This window comes from Saccharothrix sp. S26 (assembly GCF_021390395.1).
GTDB lineage: Bacteria > Actinomycetota > Actinomycetes > Mycobacteriales > Pseudonocardiaceae > Actinosynnema.
Map to the genome: position 1 here is coordinate 114,674 of NZ_JAJUWT010000008.1, position 25,023 is coordinate 139,696.

Below are 25,023 nucleotides of genomic sequence, written 5' to 3' on the forward strand. Positions count from 1 at the left end.
CGGGTACCCCAGCAGTCGCAGCGCTCCTCCAGTCTTGAGGACTGACCAATGAACACAGCAGCGAAGCTCTCCGCCTACGGTGCGGTACTCGCCCTGGTCGCCGGTGGCGCCTGGGCGGCCGGCAGCGCTGTCGGTCCCTTCACCGCCGAAGCCGCCCGCGGCGGCCACGACGACACGTCCGGTGCTGAGGGCACCGGCCACGGGGACGACCACAGCGGCACCGTCGCGGAGACCGCGCGCAACGACCAGCCCGCGGGGCTGGCGTCGTCCAGGGGCGGTTACACCCTCGCGCCCACCGACACGACGCTGACCACGGGAACCGACTCCTTCTCCTTCCGCATCCTGGGCCCCGACGGCGCGGCGGTCACCGCTTTCGACGTCGAGCACGACAAGCGGATGCACCTGATCGCGGTCCGCCGCGACACCTCCGGCTTCCGGCACGTCCACCCCGAGATGGCATCGGACGGCACGTGGACCGTGCCGCTGGACGTCCCCGAAGCCGGCTCCTACCGCGTGTTCGCCGACTTCAAGCCGACCGGTGGCGAGGCGACGACGCTCGGTGTCGACGTGAACGCGCCGGGTGTCTTCGAGCCCCGCACCCACGCACCGTCCCGCGTCACCGAGGTCGACGGCTACCAGGTCCGCCTGGACGGCGAGCTCGTCCCGGGCAAGGCGTCCCCGGTCAAGCTGACCGTCAGCAAGGACGGCGCGCCGGTCACCGACCTCCAGCCCTACCTGGCGGCGTATGGTCACCTGGTGGCGCTGCGCGAAGGCGACCTGGCCTACCTGCACGTGCACCCCGAGGGCGCACCCGGTGACGGGAAGACGCCCGCCGGCCCGGAGATCGCGTTCGTGGCCGAGGTGCCTTCCGCGGGCGGGTACCGGCTGTTCCTCGACTTCCAGCACGACGGCGTGGTCCGCACCGCCGAGTTCACCGTGGACACCGGCGGCACGGGTGCCCACGACGAAGAGGAGGAGTACGGTCATGGCTGACACGCAGATCGAACTGGCGATCACCGGCATGACCTGCGCCTCGTGCGCGGCCCGGATCGAGCGCAAGCTGAACAAGCTCGATGGCGTGACCGCGACCGTCAACTACGCGACCGAGAAGGCGCGCGTCACGTTCCCCGAGGACATCGATCCCCGAACGCTGGTCGAGCAGGTCGAAGCCGCCGGCTACCAGGCGGCCCTGCCCGCCTCCGAGCCCGAACAGGCCGAGCCCGCCGAGGAGGATCCGACCGCGGCCCTGCGGCAGCGGCTGGTCGTCTCCACCGTCCTCTCGGTACCGGTCGTGCTGCTGGCGATGGTGCCGGCGTTGCAGTTCACCTACTGGCAGTGGATCTCGCTCACGTTGGCGGCTCCGGTGCTGGTGTGGGGCGCGTGGCCGTTCCACCGGGCGGCGTGGACGAACCTGCGCCACGGCGCGGCGACCATGGACACGCTGATCTCGATGGGCACCATCGCGGCGTTCGCGTGGTCGTTGTACGCGCTGCTGTTCGGCACGGCCGGTGTCGCGGGCATGACCCACCCGTTCGAGTTGACGGTGCAGCGCACCGACGGCGCGGGTTCGATCTACCTCGAAGTGGCCGCCGGCGTCACGGTGTTCATCCTGGCCGGGCGGTACTTCGAGGCCAGGTCGAAGCGCCGGGCCGGTGCCGCCCTGCGGGCGTTGCTGGAACTGGGTGCCAAGGACGTCGCCGTGCTGCGTGACGGCCGCGAGACCCGCATCCCCGTCGCGGAACTCGAGGTGGGCGACCGGTTCGTCGTCCGTCCGGGCGAGAAGATCGCCACCGACGGCGTGGTGGCCGAGGGCAGCTCGGCGGTCGATGCCGGCATGCTGACCGGCGAGTCCGTGCCGGTCGAGGTGGGACCGGGCGACCAGGTCGTCGGCGCGACCGTCAACGCGGGGGGACGCCTCGTCGTCACCGCGACCCGCGTGGGCAGCGACACGCAGTTGGCGCAGATGGCCAAGCTGGTCGAGGACGCCCAGAACGGCAAGGCCGAGGCGCAACGCCTCGCCGACCGGATCTCGGCGGTGTTCGTCCCGGTCGTGATCGCCCTCTCGGTCGGCACGCTGGCGTTCTGGCTCGGCGCGGGCGGGGGAGTGTCGGCGGCCTTCACGGCGGCGGTCGCGGTGCTGATCATCGCGTGCCCGTGCGCCCTGGGCCTGGCCACGCCGACCGCGCTGCTCGTCGGCACGGGTCGGGGCGCGCAGCTCGGGATCCTGATCAAGGGGCCGGAGGTGCTGGAGTCGACCCGGCGGGTGGACACCGTGGTGCTGGACAAGACCGGCACGGTCACCACCGGCCGGATGGGCCTGGTGTCCGTCCACACCGCGTCCGGCGTCGACGAGGACGAGGTGCTGCGGCTGGCCGGGGCCCTGGAGCACGCCTCCGAGCACCCGATCGCCAAGGCCATCGCCATCGGTGCCGCCGAACGGGTCGGCGACCTGCCCGAGGTCGAGGGCTTCCAGAACCTGGAGGGCCTGGGCGTGCAGGGCGTGGTCGACGGGCGCGCGGTCATCGTGGGCCGGGAGCGGTTGCTGGCCGAGTGGGGCGTGCACCTGGACGGTCCGCCGGCAGAGGCCAAGCGTGCCGCGGAGGAGAAGGGGCGCACGGCCGTCCTGGTCGCGTGGGACGGTCAGGCGCGCGCGGTCCTGGTGGTCGCGGACACCGTGAAGCCGACGTCCGTGGAGGCCGTTCGGCAGCTCCGGGCGCTCGGCCTGACGCCCGTGCTGCTGACCGGCGACAACGAGGCGGCGGCGCGTGCCGTGGCGGCCGAGGTCGGCATCACCGAGGTCATCGCCGAGGTGCTGCCGAAGGACAAGGTGGACGTCGTGGCCCGGCTCCAGGGTGAGGGCAAGGTCGTCGCGATGGTCGGTGACGGCGTGAACGACGCCGCCGCGCTCGCGAAGGCCGACCTGGGCCTGGCCATGGGCACCGGCACGGACGCGGCGATCGAGGCGAGCGACCTGACGCTCGTGCGCGGCGACCTGCGTGCGGCGGCGGACGCGATCCGGTTGTCGCGGCGCACGCTGGCCACGATCAAGGGCAACCTGTTCTGGGCGTTCGCCTACAACGTGGCCGCCCTGCCGCTGGCCGCCGCCGGTCTGCTCAACCCGATGATCGCCGGTGCCGCCATGGCGTTCTCCAGCGTGTTCGTGGTGTCGAACAGCCTGCGCCTGCGCGGCTTCCGCAGCACCGCCACCGCACAACCGCACGCGGACCGCGCGTCGGAGTCCACTCAGGACAAGGTGCCGGCCCGCGTCTGACACCCGCAGGTGGCCCGGAGCCCGACCGGCTCCGGGCCATCGCGCTGTCCGGGGGTCCTGAGCGTTGAATTCGGGGGTTCCGAACGTAGGACTCTCGCGTTCCGAACGTAGGACACGCGCGTTCCGAGCGTAGGACACGCGCGTTCTGGGGGTAGGACTCACGCGGGTAGGGCGGTGGTCGATTCGCGGACCACCAGGCGGCACGGTTGGCGGATGACGCCCGACGGCCGACGTCCGTCCAGCGCCTCGAACAGGTACCGCGCCGCCGTCGTGCCCAACCGCTCCAGGTCCAGGTCCACCGTCGTCAGCGGCGGGCGGCAGTCGGCGGCGAACTCCTCCCAGTTGTCGTAGCCGACGATGGCCACGTCCTGCGGCACCCGCTTGCCCAGCTGCGACAGCGTGTCCGCGACACCGGTCGCGATCTGGTCGTTGCCGCAGAACACCGCGTCGACCTCGGGGTCGGTGGCCAGCAGCATCCGCGCCGCGTGCCTGCCCCAGCGCTGCGACCACTCGCCGTACAGCGGCGCGCCGCCCGCCAGGACCAGCCCGTGCTCGGCCAGCACCCGGTGCAACGCGCTCACGCGGTCCCGTGCCGCGCGGTAGGTCTGCGGCCCCGTGATGTGGCCGATCCGCCTGCGGTGCATCGACACCAGGTGCTCGACGGCCAGCCGCGCGCCGCCCTCGTCGTCGGCGATCACGGACAGGTCCGCCGGGTCGCTGGACTCGCAGTAGACGTACACCACCGGCACCGGGATGTCGCGGGTCAACGACGGCCGCACGTCGTTGTCGTCGCCCAGGATGATGAACCCGTCGACCTGCCTGGCCAGCAGCGTGCTGATGTAGTGCCTGCGCCGGATCGCGTCACCGCGCGCGTCGCACAGCAGCACCGACATCTGCTCGTTGGCCAGCGCGTTCTCCACGCCGAGCAGGATCGGGATGGCGAACCGGCCGCCCAACTCGTCGGTGAGCAGCCCGATGGTGCGCGTGCGCCCCGAGATCAGGCCGCGCGCCAACGCGTTGGGCTGGAACGACAGCTCGGCCGCCGCGCGCAGCACGCGGTCGCGGGTGGCGGGCGCGACCTCGGTCCTGGCGTTGATGGCCTTGGACGCGGTGGAGATCGAGACGCCGGCCAGCCGCGCCACGTCGCTGAGGGTCACCGCGTCGGACCGCCGTCTGCCCATCGAAAGCCTTTCGAAAAGTTTGTCGAACGCCGAATCGATTGTAGGCGCACTTCAAGACTGTGAAACACGGTAATCCGGAGCCGCAACAGGGTGATTGCCGAAAACGTTTTCGGCTGCCAGAGTGCTGGAGCGGGCACGCCGAGCGCGGGAGGTTGGGATGACAGTGACGTCGCCGGACACCACGGCCGTCGGGGGACGTCCCGTCGTCCCGTCGCGGGGCAGGCTGCGCCCGCTGGGCCAGGACGAGGTCCGCATCACCGGCGGTTTCTGGCGGGCCCGCCAGGACCTCAACGCCACCGCCACCATCCCGCACGCCCGCGCGTGGATGGACCGCCTGGGCTGGACGGGCAACTTCACCGCGCCCGACGCCACCGCCGCCGACCGCCGCGGCCGGGAGTTCACCGACTCCGAGGTCTACAAGCTGCTGGAGGCCATGTCCTGGGAGGTCGGTCGCGGAACGGGGGAGACCGAGTCGCTGGAGGCGCAGATCGCGGAGCTGACGTCCGCGGTCGCCGCAGCCCAGGCCCCGGACGGCTACCTGCACACCGCGTTCGGTCGCGCGGGCCAACGGGCCCGGTACAGCGACATGCTGTGGGGCCACGAGCTCTACTGCACCGGGCACCTGCTGCAAGCCGCCGTCGCCCGTGCCCGCACGGGCGGCGGTGACGCGAACCCGCTGCTGGCGGTGGCCCGCCGCGCCGCCGACCACGTGTGCGCGGCGTTCGGGCCCGACGGCGTCCCCGGCGTCTGCGGTCACCCGGAGATCGAGCTGGGCCTGGTGGAGCTGTCCCGCCTGACCGGCGAGCGGCGCTACCTCGACCAGGCCGCCCTGTTCGTCGAACGCCGCGGCCACCGCACGTTGCCGCGCCACCACTTCGGCTGGTCGTACTTCAGCGACGACGAGCCGGTGCGGCGGTCGCCGGTGCTGCACGGGCACGCCGTCCGCGCGCTGTACCTGGCCGCCGGTGCGGTGGACGTCGCCGTCGAGACCGGTGACGACGAGCTGCTGCGGACCGTCGCGGCCCAGTTCGACCGGACCTGGGCACGGCGCACCTACCTCACCGGCGGCATGGGTTCGCGGCACGCCGACGAGGCGTTCGGCGACGACTTCGTGCTGCCCGCGGACCGGGCGTACTCCGAGACGTGCGCCGGGGTGGCCGCGATCATGCTGGCCTGGCGGTTGCTGCTGGCCACCGGCGACGGCCGCTACGACGAGGTGATCGAGCGCATCCTGTACAACGTCGTCGCCACCGCCATCGGCGACGACGGCCGGTCGTTCTTCTACGCGCACACCCTGCACCAGCGCACGCCGACCGCCGCGCTGCCCGAGGACGAGGAGCGGCTGGGGTTCGGCGGCGGGCCGAGGGCGCCGTGGTTCGAGGTGTCGTGCTGCCTGCCGAACGCGGCACGCCTGCTGGCCGGCCTCTCGTGCTACCTGGTCACGGTCGACGACACGGGCGTGCGGCTGCACCAGTACGTCGACTCGGACGTCGCCACCCGCCTGGCCGACGGACGCGAGGTGGGCTTGCGGGTGCGCACCGGCCTCCCCGACGACGGCACCGTGACCGTGCGGGTGACCAGGACCGACGACCAGCCGTGGTCGATCACGCTGCGGGTGCCGCAGTGGGCGGCGGGCGCGGAGCTGGTCACGACGCACGGCCGCCGCCAGGTGCCGGTGGGCGACATCGTGGTGTACCGCACGTTCGCGGTCGGCGAGGAGATCCGCCTGGAGCTGCCCGTGCGGCCCCGCTTCACCTCGCCCGACCCGAGGATCGACGCGACCCGCGGCTGCGTGGCCGTGGAACGCGGGCCGCTGGTGTACTGCGCCGAGTCGGTGGACGGCGCGGACCTCGACTCGGTGCGGGTGGACGCCTCCGTGCCGCCGGTGGACACCGACGCGGGCGTGGAGGTCCGCGCGGGGTTCGCCGCGCCCGGCCCGGACGGGTGGCCCTACGGACCGCCGGAGCGAACCACCACCGCCACCGGGGCAGCCACCGGGCTGACCCTCGTGCCGTACCACCGCTGGGCCCGCGGCGGCCCGTCGACCATGCGGGTCTGGCTGCCCACCGCCTGACCCCACCCCGACCGTCTCAAAGGAGAGACCGGTGAGAACCAGAGGGCTTCGTGTTGCCTCCGCCGTGGCGGCGGCTGCGCTGGTGCTGGCGGCCTGCGGCGGTCAGGAGCAGGCGGGCACGGCCGGCGCGGACGACGGCGCGGTGCTGACGCTGTGGACCCGGGCCGCGACCGAGTCGGTGTCCAAGGCCTACGCCGACGCTTACAACGCCACCCACCGCAACAAGGTGGAGGTGACCGCCTACCCGAACGAGGAGTACCCGGCCAAGCTCGCCTCCGCGGCGGGCGCGAGGTCGTTGCCCGACCTGTTCGCGGCCGACGTCGTGTTCGCGCCCCAGTACGCCTCCCAAGGGCTGTGGGCCGACGTCACGGACCGGTTGGCCGCGCTGCCGGTGAAGGACCGGCTCGCGCCGTCGCACCTCAAGGCCGGCACGTGGGAAGGCGCGAACTTCGCGTTGCCGCACACGATCGACCTGTCCGTGCTGCTCTACAACAAGGACCTGTACGCCAGGGCGGGCCTGGACCCGGAGCGGCCGCCGCGCACCCTGCGCGAGTTCGCCGACCACGCCCGCGCGGTCGACCGGCTCGGCGGTGACGTCAACGGCACCTACTTCGGCGGCAACTGCGGCGGCTGCGTGGAGTTCACGCTGTGGCCGTCGGTGTGGGCGGCCAACGGCGACGTGCTCGACCCCGACGGTGAGCGGGCGCGGGTCGACTCGCCGGAGATGGCCGACGTGTTCGCCCTCTACCGCGCCCTGTACGAGGAGGGCGTGGCCGCGCCCGCGTCTAAGGACGAGGCCGGCCCGACGTGGCTGGGCGCGTTGCAGAGCGGCAACGTCGGCATCGCGCCCGCACCCTCGGTGTGGCTGTCGGCGTTGGAGGAGAAGGGGCTGAAGCTGGGCGTGGCCCCGATCAGCGGCCTGACCGGCGGCGAGTCGACGTTCGTGGGCGGTGACGCGCTGGGCATCGGCGCGACGTCCGACAAGGTCGAGCAGGCGTGGGACTTCCTGTCCTGGACCACGTCCGACGAGGCGCAGGTCGAGGTCGTCGCCAAGAACAAGGGCGTGCCGACCCGCACCGACCTGGCGGACAACGAGCACTCCGCGGCCGATCCGCGCACGGTGCTGGTCAACGGCCTGGTGGCCAAGGGCCGCACGCCCTACGCGCGCAACTTCAACGTCTCGTTCAACGACCCGCAGAGCCCGTGGCTGCAAACCGTGCGCGGCGCGTTGTTCGGTGACGCGCGCCGGGCGTTGGCCGACGGCAACACCGCCATCACCAAGTCGCTCCAGCAAGGCTGAGCAGGCCCGGAGGCCCGGATGTCCCCGACGACGACGTCCACCCCAGCCACGACGTCGACACCCGGCACGCGCACGTCACCGTCGCGCCGCCAGTCGCGACCCGCACGGCGGGGACGACGGCTGCGCGCGCTGGTCGGCGCCGCGTACGCCGCACCGACCGCCGTGATGGTGGCGCTGTTCTTCCTGGTGCCGTTGGGGCTGGTGGCGTGGATGTCCCTGCACCGCTGGCCGTTGCTGGGCCAGGCGAAGTTCACCGCGCCGGCCAACTACGTCGGCATCGCCGAGGACGAGCTGCTGCGCTCGGCGGCCTGGTTCACGGTCAAGTACACGGTGGTCATCACCGTGTTGCTGTTCGTGGTGGCGTTCGGGCTGGCGCTGCTGGTGCAGCACCGCCGTCCCGGCGTCGGGTTCTTCCGCACCGCGTTCTTCCTGCCGACGGCGGTCGGGTTCGCCAGCGCGTCGCTGCTGTTCCTGGGCCTGCTCAGCGACGAGATCGGGCCGGTGACCGACCTGCTGTCGTGGCTGGGCCTGGTCGACGGGCACGTGTCGTGGACCAGCGGCAGCCCCGGTTCCGCGCTCGGGTCGGCGGTGGCGTTGGTGCTGTGGCGGTTCGCCGGGTTCACCATGCTGATCCTGCTGACCGGGCTGCACGCCATCCCGCCGGACGTGTACGAGGCCGCGCGGGTGGACGGCGCGACCCGGTGGCAGACGTTCCGGCGGATCACGCTGCCGCTGATGCGGCCGACGATCGCGCTGGTGGTCACGCTGATGACGACCGGGTCGCTGCTGGCGTTCGACCAGTTCTGGATCCTCACCCGCGGCGGGCCGGACAACAGCACGACCTCGCTGGTGATGGTGATCTACCGGGAGGCGTTCATCCGGCTCGACCTCGGTTCGGCCGCGGGCATCTCGGTGGTGCTGCTGGCCGTGCTCGTGGTGTTCAACGCCATCCAGTTCCGGGTGCTGCGCCGGAGGTCGTCGTGAAGCCCCGCGACGCCCGGTGGGGCTACTACGTCACCGGCACGGCGTTGGCGATCCTGTTCCTGTTCCCGCTCGTGTGGGCCGCGTTCGCGTCGGTGCGCACGGACACCGGGTTCGGGTTGGAGAACTACGGGCGGCTGTTCGGCTCGGCCAACGGCGTGCGGCCCGAACACGTGCTCAACAGCGTGGTCGTCAGCGCGCTCACGGTCGGCGGCACGCTGCTGATCGCCACGCTGGGCGGCTACGCGTTCGGCCGGTTCCGGTTCCCCGGCCGGGACGTGCTGTTCCTGCTCACGCTCGCGATCCTGATGGTGCCGTACGCGACGATCCTGATCGCGCTGTACGTGCTGCTGGGCTGGCTGGGGCTGGAGGACTCGCTGGTCGGGCTGAGCCTGGTGCTCATCACGTTCCAGCTGCCGTTCTCGGTGTTCATGATGCGCAACTCGTTCGAGGCCGTGCCGCTGGAGCTGGAGGAGTCGGCCCGGGTGGACGGCTGCACCAGCGCCGGGACGCTGGTGCGGATCATGCTGCCCGCCGTGCGGCCGGGCCTGGTCACCGTGGGCCTGTTCGCGTTCCTGACCTCGTGGAGCGAGTTCTTCGCGCCGCTGATCCTGCTCAACTCGACCGACAAGTTCACCACCACCCTCGCCGTGGTCAACCTGCGCACCGCGAGCCACGGATCGATCGACTACGCCGCGCTGGAGGCGGGGGTGGTGTTCATGGCAGTGCCCTGCCTCGTGCTCTTCGCCGCCATGCAACGCAGCTACGTCCGCGGGTTCACCTCAGGGGCCGTCAAGGGCTGAACCCGCGGGTCCGACGCTGCTTCGTCCGGCAATCGGAAGGAAGATCGTCGTGTCACGACCATGGATGAGAACGCTGATCGGCGGGGTGGCCCTCGCGCTGGCGTTGAGCGGCGGGGGCGTCGCGCAGGCCCAGCAGGAGCAGGCCCGGCAGGAGCGGGCCCGTGACGTCACGGCCGCCGCCAACCCGGCGACCTGGAGCCCGCCGTCGAACCTGGTCACCCCGCTCAACCAGGTGTGGTCGCACCAGGAGAGCACCTACGGCGACCTGTACGGGTTCCGCAACTACGGCTGGGACCAGGTCTTCGCCAACGGTGGCTACCTGAACTTCTGCGTGCGGTGGGACTCGTCGGCCCCGGTGAGCGCCTCGCTGCGCGACCGCATCCACGCCAAGCTCGCCGAGCAGTACGCGAAGTGGATGGACCTGATGGTGGGCCACAACAACTGGCCCTACGCGCAGGTGCCCATCAAGGTCGTCGGCTGGGCGGTGCGCGACCGCAACACGTTGCAGTGGACCGACAACTCGGTCGACATCTACGTCAACAACATCCGCGAGAACGCGCCGCAGTGCGCCGAACCGTGCGGCCGGTTCTTCGTCCGCGACGGCCAGTACCGCAACTGCCCGGGCGGGGTGGCGCGGCACTACGACCAGTCGCTGTGGCTGACCGCCGGGATGGGCGGCGGCGCGGGCGGCGACTGGGGCCAGCGCATCGGCAGCGAGTACTTCGTGAACAACCTAAGCTCGCCCAACGTGCACATCCTGCTGCACGAGATCGGCCACACGTTCGGGCTGGACGACTTCTACGACTGGACGCCGTCCGGCGTGGGCGGCTTCCTGATGAAGGCGGGCAGCGCGAGCACCATCACCGAGTTCGACGCCTGGATGTTCCGCGACTGGTGGCGGCACCTGAAGAGCCGCTACGGCCGCTGAGCGACCGCCGGTCCCACCGCCGACCGCGCCGTCGGCGGTGGGACCGGCACCCCTGCCACGGAAGGTGACGCGCATGTCCCTGCCCACCCCCAACCGGCGCGCGGTGCTGCGCGCGGGCGCGATCGCCGCCACGGTCACCGCGCTGCCCGCGCTGCCCGCCGGCGTCGCCACCGCCGACCCGGCGGCCACCGCCGCGAGACCCGACGCGGGCGTCTCGGCCCACGCGTTCCCGCTCGGCGCGGTGACGCTGCTGGCCGGGCCGTTCCAGACCAACACCTCGCGCACGCACGCCTACCTGAAGTTCCTCGACCCGGACCGGCTGCTGCACACGTTCCGCCTCAACGTCGGCCTGCCGTCGTCGGCCGTCCCGTGCGGCGGGTGGGAGTCGCCGACGACCGAGCTGCGCGGCCACTCCACCGGCCACGTGCTCACCGCGCTCGCCCAGAGCTACGCGAGCACCGGCGACACCGCGTTCCGCGCGAAGGGCGACTACCTGGTGACCCAGCTCGCCGCCTGCCAGGACCGGGCCGCGGCCGCCGGGTTCAACACCGGCTACCTGTCCGCGTTCCCGGAGAGCTTCATCGACCGGGTGGAGGCCCGCCGGCCGGTCTGGGCGCCCTACTACACGCTGCACAAGATCATGGCCGGGCTGCTGGACCAGCACCTGCTGGCGGGCAACGCCCAGGCGCTCACCGTGCTGACCCGCATGGCGGCGTGGGTCGGCTGGCGCAACGGCAGGCTGACCCTGGCCCAGCGCCAGAACATGCTCAAGACCGAGTTCGGCGGCATGAACGAGGTGCTGGCCAACCTGTACCAGCTCACCGGCGACCCGGCGCACCTCACCGCCGCCCAGCACTTCGACCACGCCGAGGTCTTCGACCCGCTGGCCGCCAACACCGACGCGCTCGACGGCTACCACGCCAACACCCAGATCCCGAAGGCGCTCGGCGCGATCCGCGAGTACCACGCCACCGGCCTGACCCGGTACCGCGACATCGCCGCGAACTTCTGGACCATCGTGGTCGGCTCGCACACCTACGCCATCGGCGGCAACTCCAACGGCGAGTACTTCAAGGCACCGGGCCGGATCGCGTCCGAGCTGTCGGACCACACGTGCGAGTGCTGCAACACCTACAACATGCTCAAGCTGACCCGCCAGCTGTTCCGCACCGACCCGCGGGCGCACTACTTCGACTTCCACGAGAAGGCCCTCTACAACCACCTGCTCGGCGGGCAGGACCCGTCGTCCGCGCACGGCCACCACAGCTACTACGTGCCGCTGCGGCCCGGCGGCCTGCGCACCTACAGCAACGACTACCAGGACTTCACCTGCTGCCACGGCACCGGGATGGAGACCAACACCAAGCACGGCGACAGCGTCTACTTCCACTCCGGCCACACCCTGTACGTCAACCTGTTCATCGCCTCGGTGCTCACCTGGCCGGGCCGGGAGATCAGCGTGCGGCAGGACACCGGGTTCCCCGAGTCACCCGCCACCCGGCTCACCGTCACCGGGTCCGGCCCGATCGACCTGCGCGTGCGCATCCCGGCGTGGGCCGCCGGTGCCCAGCTCAAGCTCAACGGCGTGGTGCAGGACGTGCCCGCCGTGCCGGGCACCTACGCGCGCCTGGACCGGACGTGGAGCAGCGGCGACGTGGTCGACCTGAGCCTGCCGATGGCGCTGACCCGCGAAGCCGCGCCGGACAACCCGGCCGTGCAGGCGGTCCGGCACGGCCCGATCGTGCTGGCGGGCGGGTACGGCACGACGAACCTGACCTCGATGCCGACGTTGCAGCCCGCGACCTTGAAGGCCACGTCCACGCCGTTGCGGTACACGGCGACGGCGAGCACGGGCCAGGTGACGTTGCTGCCGTTCTACCAGATGCACGGGCAGCGCTACACGGTCTACTGGAACGTCACCGACACGCCCGCGCCGCCGCCGTTCATCGCGCACTACCCGTTCGACGAGGCGGCGGGCTCGGTCGCGGCGGACGCCACGGGCAACGGCCGGACCGCCACCCTCGCCGGCGGCGCGCGGTGGACCACGGGCCGCACCGGCTCGGCCGTCGACCTCGGCGGTTCCGGTGAGCACGTGCTGCTGCCGGTGGGGCTGCTGGCGGGCGCGACGGCGTTCAGCGTGGCCACCTGGGTGTGGCTGGGCGCGGTGGCCACGTGGGCGCGCGTGTTCGACTTCGGCTCGGGCCCGAACGCGTACCTGTTCCTCACCCCTCGCAGCTCGGCGGGCGGCCCGCGGTTCGCCATCACCACCGGCGGGTCGGGCGCCGAGCAACGCCTCGACGCGCCGGCGCCGCTGCCCACCGGGGTGTGGACGCACGTCGCCGTGACGCAGAGCGGCAACCTCGGCGTGCTCTACGTCAACGGCGTCGAAGCGGCCCGCAACCCGGCGCTGACCCTGCGGCCGGCCGCGCTCGGCAGCACCACGCAGAACTGGATCGGCCGCTCGCAGTACGCGGGCGACCCCTACCTGGACGGGGCGGTGGACGGCTTCCGCGTCCACGGCCGCGCCCTCACCGCCGCCGAGGTGGCCGACCTGCACGCGACCGGCCGTTAGCCCAAGTCCCCCACGGTTAGGACCCACCCATGCGCACCCGACACCGGGCGGTGAGGCTGGGCGCGGTACTCGCGCTCGTCGCCTCCGCCACCGTCACCCCGGCCGCGTTCGCGGCCAACCCGATCGTCACGAGCTACTACACCGCCGACCCCGCGCCACTGGTCGTCGGCAACACCCTGTACATCTACGCGGGCCGCGACGAAGCACCCGCGGGCACCGACAACTTCGTCATGCGCGAGTGGCGGGTGTTGTCCTCGACGGACGCCGCCACCTGGACCGACCACGGCGCGCGGGCGAACGTCGGCACGTTCCCGTGGGCGGGCGCGGACGCGTGGGCGAGCGAGGTCGAGCCGAAGAACGGCAAGTACTACTGGTACACCTCGGTCAACGGCACCGGTCCGGGCTGGATGGACATCGGCGTCGCGGTCGGCGACACCCCGCTGGGGCCGTTCCGCGACGCCAAGGGCGGCCCGCTGGTCAGCGACGGCACGCCCAACTCGTCCGGGCTGAACATCGACCCGACGGTGTTCACCGACGACGACGGCCAGTCCTACCTGTACTGGGGCGGCTACTGGGGCGCACGCGCGGCGAAGCTGAAGCCGAACATGGTCGAGCTGGACGGCCCGGTGACCACCCCGCAGGGCTTGGCGAACTTCTGGGAAGCACCCTGGATGTTCAAGCGCAACGGCCTGTACTACCTGATGTACGCGGCCAACGACACCAACGGCTGCGTCACCGACTCCAACTACGCCTGCCAGCGCTACGCCACCGCCACCAACCCGCTGGGACCGTGGACGCACCGCGGCGTCGTGCTCGACCGGGTCTCCTCGACCACCAACCACGCGGGCGTGGTGCAGTTCAACGGCCAGTACTACATCGTCTACCACAACGCCAACGCGCCCGGCGGCGGCAACTTCCGCCGTTCCGTCGCGGTGGACCTGCTGCACTTCAACGCCGACGGCACGATGCGCAAGGTCACCCAGACCACGACCGGCCCGCCGCCCAACCCCGCCGGCGGCGGCGGCACGAACCTCGCGCCGTCGGCGACCGCGTCCACTTCGTACGTCTCGGCGTGGGAGTCGCTGGCCGCGCTCAACAACGGCGGCACGCCCGCGAGCTCCGCGGACCGCTCGAACCTCGCCTACGGCAACTGGCCCGAGCGCGGCACGCAGTGGGTCGAGTACCAGTGGCCGACCGCCAAGTCGGTCAACCGCGTGGCCACCTACTGGTTCGACGACGACCAGGGCATCGACCTGCCGGCTTCGTGCGCGGTGCAGTACTGGAACGGCAGCGCGTACGTCGACGTGCCCGGCCAGTCGGCGTGCGGCGTCGCCGGGAACGCGTTCAACACGACGACGTTCACCGCCGTGACGACCACGCGGCTGCGGTTGTCGATCACCTCGAAGCCCGACTTCTCGACGGGGGTGTTGGAATGGCAGGCCTTCCAGGCGTGACCCGGCGGCTGGCGGCCGCGGTGGTGCTCGGCGCGCTGCTCGTGCCCGTGCCCGCCGCCTCGGCCGCGCAGACGATCGGCTACCCCGCGTTCACCGGTCCCCCGGTCCCCGCGCCGCCGGTCGGCTACAGCACGGGCAGCACCCTGCGCGCGATCTACGACGCCGAGAGCGTCGGCACCGACTTCTGGGTGGACCGGCTGCTCGCCCGACCCGGCGACGACCCGGCCGGCCCGTGGCTGATGACCCGCGGCCGGGGCCTGTTCATGTACACCCACAACCCGGCCGTGATCGGCTTCGGCGGCAACGTCGCCTACTGGGACAACATCAGCAGCCAGAACGCCTACGCCGTCACGGTCGGCTCGGGGACGTTGACCGAGCAGGTGTCGAGCCGGTGGCAGGCGCCGAGCCACTGGAAGGGCGTCTACACCGGGACCGGCGTGCGGGTCGAGGTGGCGAAGTTCATCACGCACAACAACGTCGCCGTCACCAACCTCACCGTCACCAACACCGGCTCGGCGTCGGCCACCGTGCCGCTGCGCGTCACCTCGCCGTACGCGACGACGGTCAGCGGCGCGGAGCTGACCGGCTCCCGGCAGGTGAAGAACAACCTCACCACCATCCGGCCGAGGCTGTCGGGTGACGGGTTCACCGCCGCGAGCGGCGCGCTGACCCGGTCGGTCACGCTGGGCGCGGGCCAGTCGGTCACCACCAAGGTCGTGATGGGCTTCGTCACCGACGAGATCCCCGAGTCGCTGACCGAGTACGACGCCTACCGCGGCCACTCGCCGCCGGTCGCGTTCGCCACCCACGTGCGCGACTACAACCGGTGGTGGGCGGACAACATCCCCTACATCGACGTGCCCGATCCGGCGATCAAGAAGAACGTCTACTACCGCTGGTGGCTGATGCGCTTCAACCACCTCGACGTGGACATCCCCGGCCAGGACTTCCAGTTCCCGGTCTCGATCGAGGGCGTCACCGGCTACAACAACGCGATCGCGCTGACCCAGCCGATGCACATCGACGACCTGAAGTACCTGCGCGACCCGGTGTACTCGTACGGGCCGTGGCTGTCGGTGGGCCAGTCGTCCAAGGGCGGCCGGTTCATGGACAACCCGGGTGACCCGGAGAACTGGTCGAACTCCTACACCCAGTACATCTCCGAGGCGGCCTGGCGCAGCTACCAGGTCCACGGCGGCCAGCCCGCCATCGCCGGGAACCTCGCCAAGTACGCCGAGGGTGACGTCAAGGGCCAGTTGGCCACCTACGACACCAACAACAACGGCGTCATCGAGTACGACTGGGGCGCGATGACGGGCAACGACGCCGACGCGGTGTCGTTCGACTGGCGGGCGGGCAACCTCGACCGGGCCGAGACGGCGTACGTGTGGAGCGGCGCGGTGGCCGCGCAGCAGGCGTACTCGCTGATCGGCGACACGGCCAAGGCGACCGAGATGCAAACGCTTGCCGACCGCATCCGCAACGGCGTGGTGAACACCCTGTGGAACCCGTCGCGCCAGTTGCTGGAGCACAAGCACGTGGCCACGAACACGCACGTGCCGTGGAAGGAGATCAACAACTACTACCCGTTCTCGGTCGGCCTGATGCCGAACACCGACCAGTACAAGCAGGCGCTGCGGCTGTTCGCCGACCCGGCCGAGTACCCGGTGTTCCCGTTCTACACGGCCAACCAGCGCGACAAGGCCGAGGCCGCGCAGGCGGGCCACCCCGGGTCGAACAACTTCTCCACCATCAACTCCACCGTGCAGTTCCGGCTGTACTCGTCGGTGCTGCGCAACTACCCGAACCAGTGGATGACCGCGGAGGACTACAAGAAGCTGCTCTACTGGAACGCCTGGGCGCAGTACATCGGCGGCAACACGCAGTGGCCCGACGCCAACGAGTTCTGGGCGAACTGGAACGCGGGCACCAGGACCATCGACTACCGCTCGTGGATCCACCACAACATCCTGGGCAGCAGCAACTGGACCGTGATCGAGGACGTGGCCGGGTTGCGCCCGCGCACCGACAGCCGCGTCGAGCTGTCGCCCATCCCCATCGGGTGGTCGCACTTCGCGGTGAACAACCTGCGTTACCGCAACATGGACCTGAGCGTGGTGTGGGACGACCCGGCCGACGGCGTCACCCGCTACAACGGGGTGCCGCAGGGGTACTCGGTCTACCTCAACGGCACGCGTGCGTTCACGGTCGACCGGCTCACCCGCGTGCTGTACGACCCGGCCACCGGTGAGGTCACGTTCCCGTCCGGTGCGGGCGCGGTGAACTACCGCGCGGTGATCGGCGGGTTGCAGGCGCCGCAGAACGTCGCGCACGGCAGCGCGCGGATGGTCGACATGTTCGCCAAGGCGGGCGTGGACCTCACCTCGACCGCGCCGAACCTGGCGCAGGGCGCGGCCGTCACGGCGTCGTACACGGCGTCCGGCACGTCCACCGGCGCGGCGGTCGACGGGTTCCCGATCAACGAGCCGCTGTGGGGCACGGCGGGCTCGCCGAACGCCGCGGACTGGTACGAGGTCGACTTCCGGCAGCAGCGGGCGGTCGACGAGGTGCGGCTGTACTTCCGCGACGACCGGGCGGGCAACCGCTACCGCGCGCCGTCGTCGTACGCGGTCCAGTACTGGAACGGCTCGGCCTGGGTGGGCGCGGCGGGGCAGGCGAAGACGCCGTCGACGCCGAGGGCGAACTACAACCGGGTGCGGTTCACGCCGGTGACGACCCAGCGGATCCGGGTGCAGGTGACGCACGCGTCCGGGTTCAAGACGGCGTTGACCGAGGTGAAGGCGTACAACCGGGGCGGTGGCGGCGATCCGCGGCCGCCGGTGAACCTGGCCGCGACCGCCACGCCGTCGGCGTCCTACACCTCGCCGTGGGAGTCGGTGGCCGCGATCAACGACGGCGTCGACCCGCCGTCGTCCAACGACACCGCCAACCCCCGGTGGGGCACCTGGCCGGAGACCGGCGAGCAGTGGGCCGAGCTGACGTGGGCCTCGGCGCAGTCGGTGCGGTCGGCGCGGGTGTACTTCTTCGACGACGGCGGGGGAGTGCGCGTGCCGGCGTCGTGGCGGCTCCAGCACTGGAACGGCTCCGGGTACGTCGACGTGCCGGGTGCGAGCGGCTACCCGGTCGCGGCGGACGCCTATCAGGAGGTGGCGTTCGCCCCGGTGAGCACCACGCGGTTGCGGGTGGTGCTCCGCAGCGGCGCCGGGTCGGTCGGGTTGCTGGAGGTGAAGGCGTTCGGGTGACGCGGCGGGGGACCGGCCGCGGGGCCGGTCCCCCTCGGTGCGACGGTGTCAGCAGCCGCCGCAGTTGTAGTAAGTGACGTCCCAGTGGTTGCTCTCCAGGTAGTAGACGTTCCCGGAGCCGGACTGCCACTTGTTGCCGCCGATGTAGGCGAAGGTGCCGCGGATGTAGTTGCCGAGGCAGGTGGAGAGGCTGAAGTCGAGCTTGTAGCCGTTCCAGTGGCTGTAGGTGCCGCTGGCGTGGCCGGTCTCGGTGCCGCCGGTGATGTTGAGCGCGCAGCCGGTGGCCCGCTTGAGGGTCTCCGCCCCCTGCACCGTGGTCAGGTTGATCTGCTCGAACGACGTGCAGGTGGAGTTGTAGCGGTCGCTGCACCCGCCGCTGGAGGACCACGTGATGCCCGCGGTGCGGAAGCGGGAGGCGGCCTGCGAGTGGGTCAGCTTGGTGACCAGGGCGGTGACCGGGGTGTCGGCGGCGGGGGCGAAGACGGTGTCCTCGACGGCCGGGGCGGCCGAGGCCGTCATCGCGCCGGTGATGGCGAGCAGCGCCGTGGCGACGGCCACGAAGGCGGCGCGGAATCGAGCGGTGCGCATGGGGGAGTCGTCCTTTCGACGGGCACCCCTCCGCGACCCGGGTCCGCAGGTCGGCGCAGGGGTGCTGCAGGGGTCGTCGGACAGCAGCCTAGGTGCCGGCTAGTCACCGCACAGCGGCCAAGTGGGACATTTTCTCACCAAGCGTGCCGTGGTATGGCGGGCTCTGGTCGTCCGCGGCGCTTCCTTGCCGGGAACCGGCAACGAACGCCGGTGCGGAGCGGCCGGGGTGCGACCTTGTCCGGCGGTCTCCCCGGGACCAGTATTGGTGCAGGTCAGGGAGGGGCCGAGGGGAAGAGGGGCCGGGGGGATCGAGGGGGAACGGTTCCACGCCCGTCGGGGGAGCGGGAACCGGTCGGCGCACCGCGGCACGGGCAGCACGTCCGCGCTTCGGTGCGCCGACCTGTCCGCGCGGCCGGAAATCGGCCGGCGCGATCACCGCGTCGGCCCTACGGTGTCCGGCGACGGTGTTCGGACCTTGAGGAGGACTGAGATGCGGCGACTCGACGGTGTTCTCCGTCCCGGTGCCACTTCCCACACCCTCGAGGACCGTCATTTCCACCCGAACCCTGAACCTGGGCGTGCTCGCGCACGTCGACGCCGGTAAGACCAGCCTCACCGAGCGGCTGCTGTTCGACCGCGGCCGGATACCGCGGCTCGGCAGCGTCGACGCCGGTGACACGCAGACCGACAGCGGCGAGCTGGAACGCCGCCGCGGCATCACGATCCGCTCCGCCGTGGCGTGGTTCGCCCTGCCCGACCCCGTGCTGGGCGACCTCCAGGTGAACCTGGTGGACACGCCGGGGCACCCGGACTTCATCGCCGAGGTGGAACGCGCCCTGTCCGTGCTCGACGGCGCCGTGCTGGTGATCTCGGCCGTCGAGGGCGTGCAGGCGCAGACCAAGGTGCTGATGAGGTCGTTGCGGCGACTGCGGCTGCCCACGCTGGTCTTCGTCAACAAGGTCGACCGGATGGGCGCGCGGTACGACGACCTGCTCGCCGAGATCCGCCGCCGGCTCACGCCGGCCGTCGTGCCGATGGTGCGGGTCGACCGGCTCGGCACCCGTGACGCGGGTGTCGTCGCCCGTTCGTTCGCCGACCGGTCGTTCGCCGCCGAGGTGGCCGAGCTGGTGGCCGACCACGACCTCTCCGTGCTCGGTCGGGTGATCGACGGCGACCTGCCCGCCGACCTGGCCGGGCCGTTGCGCGAGCAGGCGTGCCGCGGCCTGGTGCACCCGGTGTACTTCGGGTCGGCGCTGTCGGGCGTCGGCACGGCCGAGCTGGTCGACGGCGTGCGGCGGTTCCTCGCGCCGCGCCCGGCGTCGTCGGACGACGTGCGCGGCACGGTGTTCGCCGTCGAGCGCACCGGCAAGGGGGAGAAGGTCGCCTACCTGCGGCTGTTCTCCGGCACGCTGCACGCTCGGCAGCAGGTGGCGTTCCGGCGGCGGGACCCGTCGGGCGGGGTCGAGGAGCACCGGGGGCGCATCGCCGGGCTGGAGGTCGTCGGCGGCCGCTGCGGACCGCTGACCGCGGGGGACATCGGCAAGCTGCGCGGGCTGCCGCAGGTGCGGGTGGGCGACCGGGTGGGTGCGGACGACGACGGGCCGACCGCGCACTTCTCGCCGCCGATCCTGGAGTCGGTGGTCCGGCCCGAGCGGTCCGGCCGGGAGGTCGAGCTGCACGCCGCGCTCACCCGGTTGGCCGACGAGGACCCGCTGATCCGGACCCGGACGGCCGCGGGCGGCGCGACGTCCGTGCTGCTGTACGGGGCCGTGCAGCGGGAGGTGATCGCCGAGCGGTTGGCGCGCGAGTTCGGGATCGAGGCGGTGTTCGAACAGGCCCGGCCGGTGTACTTCGAACGGCCGCGGGGCCGGGGCGAGGCCGTGCACGAGTTCTCCCCGCGCGGCCCCAACGACTTCTGGCAGACCGTGGGCGTGCGGGTCGAGCCGCTGCCCCCGGGCAGCGGAACCACCTTCACCAGGCAGGCGCACCTCGGCCTGCTGCCGAAGGCCTACCACCGCGCGATCGAGGAGGCGGTGACCACGACGCTGCGGCAGGGCCTGCACGGGTGGGAGGTGACCGACTGCGCGGTAACGATCACGCGCGTCGGCTACGAAGCGCCGAACACGGTCGCCGCCGATTTCCGGCACCTCACGCCCGTGGTGCTGTTGCGGGCGTTGCGGCAGGCGGGCAGCGCCGTGCACGAACCGGGCTACCGCATCGAGGTGGAGGTGCCGGACGACGCGCTCAGCGCCGTGACCGGCCTGCTGCTCTCGCTGGAGGCCGACCTGGGCCCGGCGGTGGAGTCCGGCCCGGGGTGGCTCGTGCCGGGGACCATCCCGGCGCGGTGCCTGCACGACCTGGCCGTCGCCCTGCCGGGCCTGACCCGCGGCGAGGGGAGCGTCTGTCACGAGCCCGGCCCCGCCCGCCGGGTCCGCGGTCCCGCGCCCACGCGGGCCAGGACCGACGGCAACCCGCTCGACCCGGACGAGTACCTGCGGTTCCTGTCCAACCGGAACCTGGCCGGCCGGTGAGCTTTGACAGGTACCTGTCAATCTGCCAGATTGTCCGATGTGACCGAGCTGTCCGATCGGGGCCGGGAGTTCTCCGCGCTCCTCGTCGAGGTGTTCCGGGTGAACGGCCTGCTGCTGGCCGCGGGCGACGGGCTGGCCGAGCCCTCCGGGCTGACCAGCGCGCGCTGGCAGGTGCTCGGCGTGATCGACCACGGGCCGTGCACGATCGCCCAAGTGGCCCGGAGCATGGGCCTGACCAGGCAGGCGGTCCGGCAGACCGCGGCCGGCCTGGTCCGCGACGGCATGGCGGTGTTCCAGGACAACGTGCGCGACCGCCGGGCCAGGCTGCTCGCGCTCACCCCCCACGGCCGGTCGGCGCTGCGCGAGGTCGAACACCGCCAGGCGGCGTGGGCGAACGACGTGGCGGCCCGCATCTCGCTCACCGAGCTGCGGGCCGCCACCGGCACGCTGCGCGACCTCGGCGACCTGTTGGAGGACCGCTGACCGTGAACCCGCCGCGCCGTGCGTGTCGATCGACGGCGTGCCGGCGGGCTTCCCGGTGGACGGCTTCGCGCCGGACCCGGTCGACCCGCCGGTGAACGCGGGGGAGTAGTGGCGGTCAGGTCGGGAACAGCCTGCCCGCGAAGGCTCGCACCACCGCCTCCGGGTCGCGGTCGTCCCGCGGCAGCGCGCCGGTGTTCCACAGCGTGGCGAAGCCGTGCACGAGCGACCACGCCGCGACCGACGCGAGCTCCGGGTCCGGTCGGTCCGCGACACCGTCCGCCAGCGCCGCGCCGGCCCGATCGCGCTCCCGCACCAGCGCCGGGTCGTCGCGGTGGTAGAGGTCGGGCCGGAACATGACCTCGAAGTGCGCCCGGTGGTCGACCGCGAAGCGCACGTAGGCCGCGCCGAGCTCGACGATGTCCCCGCCCGCCGCCACGGTCGCGTCCAGCGCGTCGGCCAGGAGCGCGAAGCCCTCGGCGGCGAGCGCGGTGAGCAGGCCCGCCTTGTCCTTGAAGTGGTGCACCGGTCCGGCGTGCGAGACGCCGACCCGCCGCGCCAGGTCGCGCAGGCCGACGCCGGCGGGGCCGTGCTCGGTGATCGCCTCGACGGCCGCGTCCAGCACGGCGCGGCGCAGGTCCCCGTGGTGGTACGGGCGCTGGGTGCTCACCCCGGCAGCGTACCCACGATCTAGACATTGACAAGTTGGCCGGTCGAGCGCAATCTTTTCACTGTCAAGTTCGTGTTGTCGAAGGAGTTCCCGTGGCGCCGCTCGTCATCCTCGTCCTCGTCGTCCTGGCGGTGTCCGGTCTGCGCGCGGCCGGTGTCACCCGCGTCCCGGCCTGGCCGTTCGCCGTGCGGTGCGGTGTCGCCGCGATGTTCGTCGCGACCGGCCTGGCGCACTTCGTCGGCCTGCGCGAGGAGCTGATCGCGATGGTGCCGCCCGCGATCCCCGAGCCGGCCCTCGTGGTCACGGTGACCGGCGTGCTGGAGCTGGCGGGCGCGGTGGGCGTGCTGTGGCACCGGACCGCGCCGTGGGCGGCGGCCGGGCTCACCCTGATGTTGATCGGCATGTTCCCGGCGAACGTCCACGCCGCCGACAAGGGCATCTCGCCCTCCTTCGGCGACGCCCTGCTGCCGCGCACGTTGATGCAGATCGTGTTCCTCGCGGCCACCGTGACCATCGTCGTCCACTACGCCCGCGCCCGCCGCGACCCCGCGTCCCGCCCGGTTACGCCGTCCGCGCGCCCGGGTACCCCTCGGACCTGACGAACGACAGCGGGTGGACGCGAGCGCCACGCCGCCGTGACGTCACCAGGAGGGACGCGTGAACTCGCAGCTCGGTGACCACGAACCCGACCCGCCGGACCCGTTGGCGCCGGATCCCGTCCCGCGCCGGCCGCAGCCGCCCGGCCACCCCGACCCGGTGCCGCCCGAGCCGATGCCCCGGCCGACGCCGCCGACCTCCGGCCGCTGACCCGTGCCGGACATCGGGGCGCTGACCTGGGCGCTCACCATCGGCCTTGTCCTGCTGCTGCTCGCGGTGGACCTGGCGCTGGCCGTCGTGCGCCCGCACCGGGTGAAGATCGGCGAGGCCACCGCCTGGTCGGTGGGCTACGTGCTCGTCGCCGTGCTGTTCGGCGTGTGGTTCACCCTCTCCCACGGCGGCCAGGCGGGCACCGAGTACTTCGTCGGCTACCTGGTGGAGAAGAGCCTGTCGGTCGACAACCTGTTCGTGTTCGTGATCATCATGTCGACGTTCGCGGTGCCGGAGGCGCACCAGCACGAGGTGCTGACGTTCGGCATCGCGCTGGCGCTGGCGTTGCGCGCGGTGTTCATCGCGGTCGGCGCGACGCTGCTGGCGTTGTTCTCGTTCGTGTTCCTGCTGTTCGGCCTGCTACTGCTCTACACGGCCGTGCAGCTGTTCCGGCACCGCGACGAGGACCCGGACATCGAGGACAACGTCGTGGTGAAGACCGCGCGGCGGGTGCTGCCCGTCGCCGACGACTACGACGGCGGCAGGCTGTTCACCCGCGCGGACGGGCGGCGGGTGGCCACGCCCCTGTTCGTGGTGCTGCTCGCGATCGGCAGCATCGACGTGCTGTTCGCGCTCGACTCGATCCCGGCGGTCTTCGGCATCACGTCCGAGCCGTACGTCGTGTTCGCCGCCAACGCGTTCGCCCTGCTCGGGCTGCGGGCGTTGTTCTTCCTGGTCAAGGGCCTGCTGGACCGGCTGGTGTACCTGTCGACGGGCCTGTCGCTGATCCTGGCGTTCATCGGGGTGAAGCTCGTCCTGCACTGGGCGCACGAGGACGTGGACCCGCGCGTGCCGCAGGTGCCGACGCTGCTGAGCCTCGGCGTGATCGTGGTGGTGCTGGCGGTCGTGACGGTGGCCAGCCTGGTGAAGACGCGGCGCGACCCGTCGGTCAAGGCCCGCCCGGGGTCCTTGCGGGCGCGCCGCCGGGCCGAGGCCGACGAGCGCCGCCGGACGTGACCGGACCGCCCGCTCGTGCGCCGGAGCTGCGGTACAAGATTTTTTCAAGTTTTCTTTCAGCTCCTCGGTCCACACTTCAACAGCCACGCCACCACCGGCCGGGGGGACGGAAGGGGGCGTCTGGCACCAGGGGGGAAGACCGGCGAGCGGGCGCGGGGCGCGCATCCCGCGCCCGCCGCCGGCACACCCCTAGCGGGCGAGCAGGTCGCGCAGCGCCTTCACGACCTCGCCCGGCGCTTCCTCGGCCATGAAGTGGCCGCACGACACGGTCCGGTGCTCCAGGTCCGCCGCCCACTCCCGCCACCGGGCCGCGGCGTCGAAGCCGAGCGCCGCACCCCAGTCCTGCTGCAACACCGTCACCGGCATGCGCAGCCGGTTCCCGGCCTCCCGGTCGGCCAGGTCGTGCTCGACGTCCACGGTCGCGGACGCGCGGTAGTCGGCGACGATCGACGGGACGGCCTCCCGCGACGCCTTCAGGTACGCGGCGCGCACGTCGGCCGGGATCGCGGCCGGGTCGTTGGCCCAGAGGTCGAGGAAGTGGCCGAAGAACGCGTCCGCCGAGGCGCTGATCAGGGCCTCGGGCAGACCCGGCGGCTGGGCCATGAGGTAGAGGTGGAAGCCGACGGCGGCGGTCGTGCCGTGCAGGACGTCCCACATGTCGAGGGTCGGCAGCACGTCGAGCGACGCCAGGTGGGTGATCGCGTCGGGGTGGTCCAGCCCGGCGCGGATGGCCACCAGCGCCCCCCGGTCGTGACCCGCCAGCGCGAACCGGTCGTGCCCCAACGCGCGGGCGAGGGCAATGACGTCGGCGGCCATCGCGCGCTTGGCGTAGGTCGAGCCGTCGTCGGCCGGCTTGTCGCTGTCGCCGTAGCCCCGCAGGTCCGGGCAGATGACGGTGTGGTCGGCGGCCAGGTCGGCGGCGACGTGCCGCCACATCAGGTGGGTCTGCGGGAAGCCGTGCAGCAGCACGACCGGGCTGCCCGAGCCGCCCACGGCGACGTTGAGCGCCACGCCGTCGGCGACGGTGACGCGGTCCTGGGTGAACGAGGTGATCATGTCCTGCTCCGGGGTCTCTGGCTGGTTGCGCGACCCACTCTCGGCCG

Annotated in this window: 19 protein-coding genes; 15 read left to right on the top strand and 4 right to left on the bottom strand. The window is 72.1% G+C overall.

Features of this window, described 5'->3' with window-relative positions; all coding sequences use genetic code 11:
• The first annotated feature begins 48 nt into the window (after positions 1 to 48).
• Both LZG04_RS14715 and LZG04_RS14720 read left to right on the top strand, forming a co-directional pair.
• Positions 49 to 993 (top strand): DUF748 domain-containing protein, encoded by a 945-nt coding sequence (locus tag LZG04_RS14715; RefSeq protein ID WP_233817167.1) that lies wholly within the window; start codon positions 49 to 51, stop codon positions 991 to 993.
• Positions 986 to 3,271, top strand: coding sequence for a cation-translocating P-type ATPase (locus LZG04_RS14720; protein WP_233817170.1), 2,286 nt, complete (start codon positions 986 to 988; stop codon positions 3,269 to 3,271). The genes LZG04_RS14715 and LZG04_RS14720 overlap by 8 nt, the downstream gene beginning before the upstream one ends.
• A 158-nt stretch (positions 3,272 to 3,429) precedes the next feature.
• Here the strand turns inward: LZG04_RS14720 and LZG04_RS14725 are convergent, their stop codons facing one another.
• A complete protein-coding gene (locus tag LZG04_RS14725; protein ID WP_233817172.1) occupies positions 3,430 to 4,452 on the bottom strand; it encodes a LacI family DNA-binding transcriptional regulator in 1,023 nt (340 codons plus the stop codon).
• 157 nt (positions 4,453 to 4,609) lie between these two features.
• Here LZG04_RS14725 and LZG04_RS14730 point away from each other — a divergent pair, with 157 nt between their 5' ends.
• The 8 genes from LZG04_RS14730 to LZG04_RS14765 all read left to right on the top strand — a co-directional run bounded on the left by LZG04_RS14730 (position 4,610) and on the right by LZG04_RS14765 (position 17,827).
• Complete coding sequence (locus LZG04_RS14730; RefSeq protein WP_233817174.1) at positions 4,610 to 6,526, top strand: glycoside hydrolase family 127 protein; 1,917 nt, start codon at positions 4,610 to 4,612, stop codon at positions 6,524 to 6,526.
• A 31-nt stretch (positions 6,527 to 6,557) separates the two neighbouring features.
• Positions 6,558 to 7,826, top strand: a complete 1,269-nt coding sequence (locus LZG04_RS14735; RefSeq protein ID WP_233817176.1) for a sugar ABC transporter substrate-binding protein — start codon at positions 6,558 to 6,560, stop codon at positions 7,824 to 7,826.
• Positions 7,827 to 7,844: 18 nt separating this feature from the next.
• On the top strand, positions 7,845 to 8,810 hold the full coding sequence (locus LZG04_RS14740; protein ID WP_233817178.1) for a carbohydrate ABC transporter permease: 966 nt from the start codon (positions 7,845 to 7,847) through the stop codon (positions 8,808 to 8,810).
• Positions 8,807 to 9,610 (top strand): carbohydrate ABC transporter permease, encoded by an 804-nt coding sequence (locus tag LZG04_RS14745; protein ID WP_233817180.1) that lies wholly within the window; start codon positions 8,807 to 8,809, stop codon positions 9,608 to 9,610. Before LZG04_RS14740 ends, LZG04_RS14745 begins: the two co-directional genes overlap by 4 nt.
• Positions 9,611 to 9,674: 64 nt before the next feature.
• The gene (locus LZG04_RS14750) at positions 9,675 to 10,538 is read left to right on the top strand and encodes a hypothetical protein (protein WP_233817182.1); all 864 of its coding nucleotides are present in this window, start codon (positions 9,675 to 9,677) and stop codon (positions 10,536 to 10,538) included.
• Between the two features lie 73 nt (positions 10,539 to 10,611).
• Positions 10,612 to 13,110, top strand: coding sequence for a beta-L-arabinofuranosidase domain-containing protein (locus LZG04_RS14755; protein ID WP_233817184.1), 2,499 nt, complete (start codon positions 10,612 to 10,614; stop codon positions 13,108 to 13,110).
• Between the two features lie 29 nt (positions 13,111 to 13,139).
• Positions 13,140 to 14,564, top strand: a complete 1,425-nt coding sequence (locus LZG04_RS14760) for a glycoside hydrolase family 43 protein (RefSeq protein WP_233817186.1) — start codon at positions 13,140 to 13,142, stop codon at positions 14,562 to 14,564.
• Complete coding sequence (locus tag LZG04_RS14765; protein ID WP_233817188.1) at positions 14,543 to 17,827, top strand: discoidin domain-containing protein; 3,285 nt, start codon at positions 14,543 to 14,545, stop codon at positions 17,825 to 17,827. The genes LZG04_RS14760 and LZG04_RS14765 overlap by 22 nt, the downstream gene beginning before the upstream one ends.
• 48 nt (positions 17,828 to 17,875) lie before the next feature.
• Here LZG04_RS14765 and LZG04_RS14770 read toward each other — a convergent pair whose 3' ends face one another.
• Positions 17,876 to 18,415, bottom strand: a complete 540-nt coding sequence (locus LZG04_RS14770) for a hypothetical protein (protein WP_233817189.1) — start codon at positions 18,413 to 18,415, stop codon at positions 17,876 to 17,878.
• A 521-nt stretch (positions 18,416 to 18,936) separates the two neighbouring features.
• On the opposite strand from LZG04_RS14770, the gene LZG04_RS14775 reads away from it, so the two are divergent.
• Both LZG04_RS14775 and LZG04_RS14780 read left to right on the top strand, forming a co-directional pair.
• Positions 18,937 to 20,946, top strand: a complete 2,010-nt coding sequence (locus LZG04_RS14775; protein ID WP_308199098.1) for a TetM/TetW/TetO/TetS family tetracycline resistance ribosomal protection protein — start codon at positions 18,937 to 18,939, stop codon at positions 20,944 to 20,946.
• Between the two features lie 39 nt (positions 20,947 to 20,985).
• Entirely contained in the window at positions 20,986 to 21,429 is a 444-nt protein-coding gene (locus tag LZG04_RS14780) for a MarR family winged helix-turn-helix transcriptional regulator (protein WP_233817571.1), read from the top strand.
• A gap of 115 nt (positions 21,430 to 21,544) precedes the next feature.
• Here the strand turns inward: LZG04_RS14780 and LZG04_RS14785 are convergent, their stop codons facing one another.
• A complete protein-coding gene (locus tag LZG04_RS14785) occupies positions 21,545 to 22,096 on the bottom strand; it encodes a TetR/AcrR family transcriptional regulator (protein ID WP_233817193.1) in 552 nt (183 codons plus the stop codon).
• Positions 22,097 to 22,188: 92 nt separating this feature from the next.
• On the opposite strand from LZG04_RS14785, the gene LZG04_RS14790 reads away from it, so the two are divergent.
• From LZG04_RS14790 to LZG04_RS14800, 3 genes are read left to right on the top strand one after another with little or no spacing between them, the layout of a single operon-like run.
• Positions 22,189 to 22,695 carry a DoxX family protein gene (locus tag LZG04_RS14790; protein WP_233817195.1) on the top strand — a complete coding sequence of 169 codons (507 nt, stop codon included), beginning with the start codon at positions 22,189 to 22,191 and terminating at the stop codon, positions 22,693 to 22,695.
• A gap of 58 nt (positions 22,696 to 22,753) precedes the next feature.
• The gene (locus LZG04_RS14795) at positions 22,754 to 22,903 is read left to right on the top strand and encodes a hypothetical protein (protein ID WP_233817197.1); all 150 of its coding nucleotides are present in this window, start codon (positions 22,754 to 22,756) and stop codon (positions 22,901 to 22,903) included.
• Positions 22,904 to 22,906: 3 nt separating this feature from the next.
• Positions 22,907 to 23,920 carry a TerC/Alx family metal homeostasis membrane protein gene (locus LZG04_RS14800; RefSeq protein ID WP_233817199.1) on the top strand — a complete coding sequence of 338 codons (1,014 nt, stop codon included), beginning with the start codon at positions 22,907 to 22,909 and terminating at the stop codon, positions 23,918 to 23,920.
• A gap of 189 nt (positions 23,921 to 24,109) precedes the next feature.
• Here the strand turns inward: LZG04_RS14800 and LZG04_RS14805 are convergent, their stop codons facing one another.
• Entirely contained in the window at positions 24,110 to 24,976 is an 867-nt protein-coding gene (locus LZG04_RS14805; protein WP_233817201.1) for an alpha/beta fold hydrolase, read from the bottom strand.
• Positions 24,977 to 25,023: the final 47 nt, after the last annotated feature.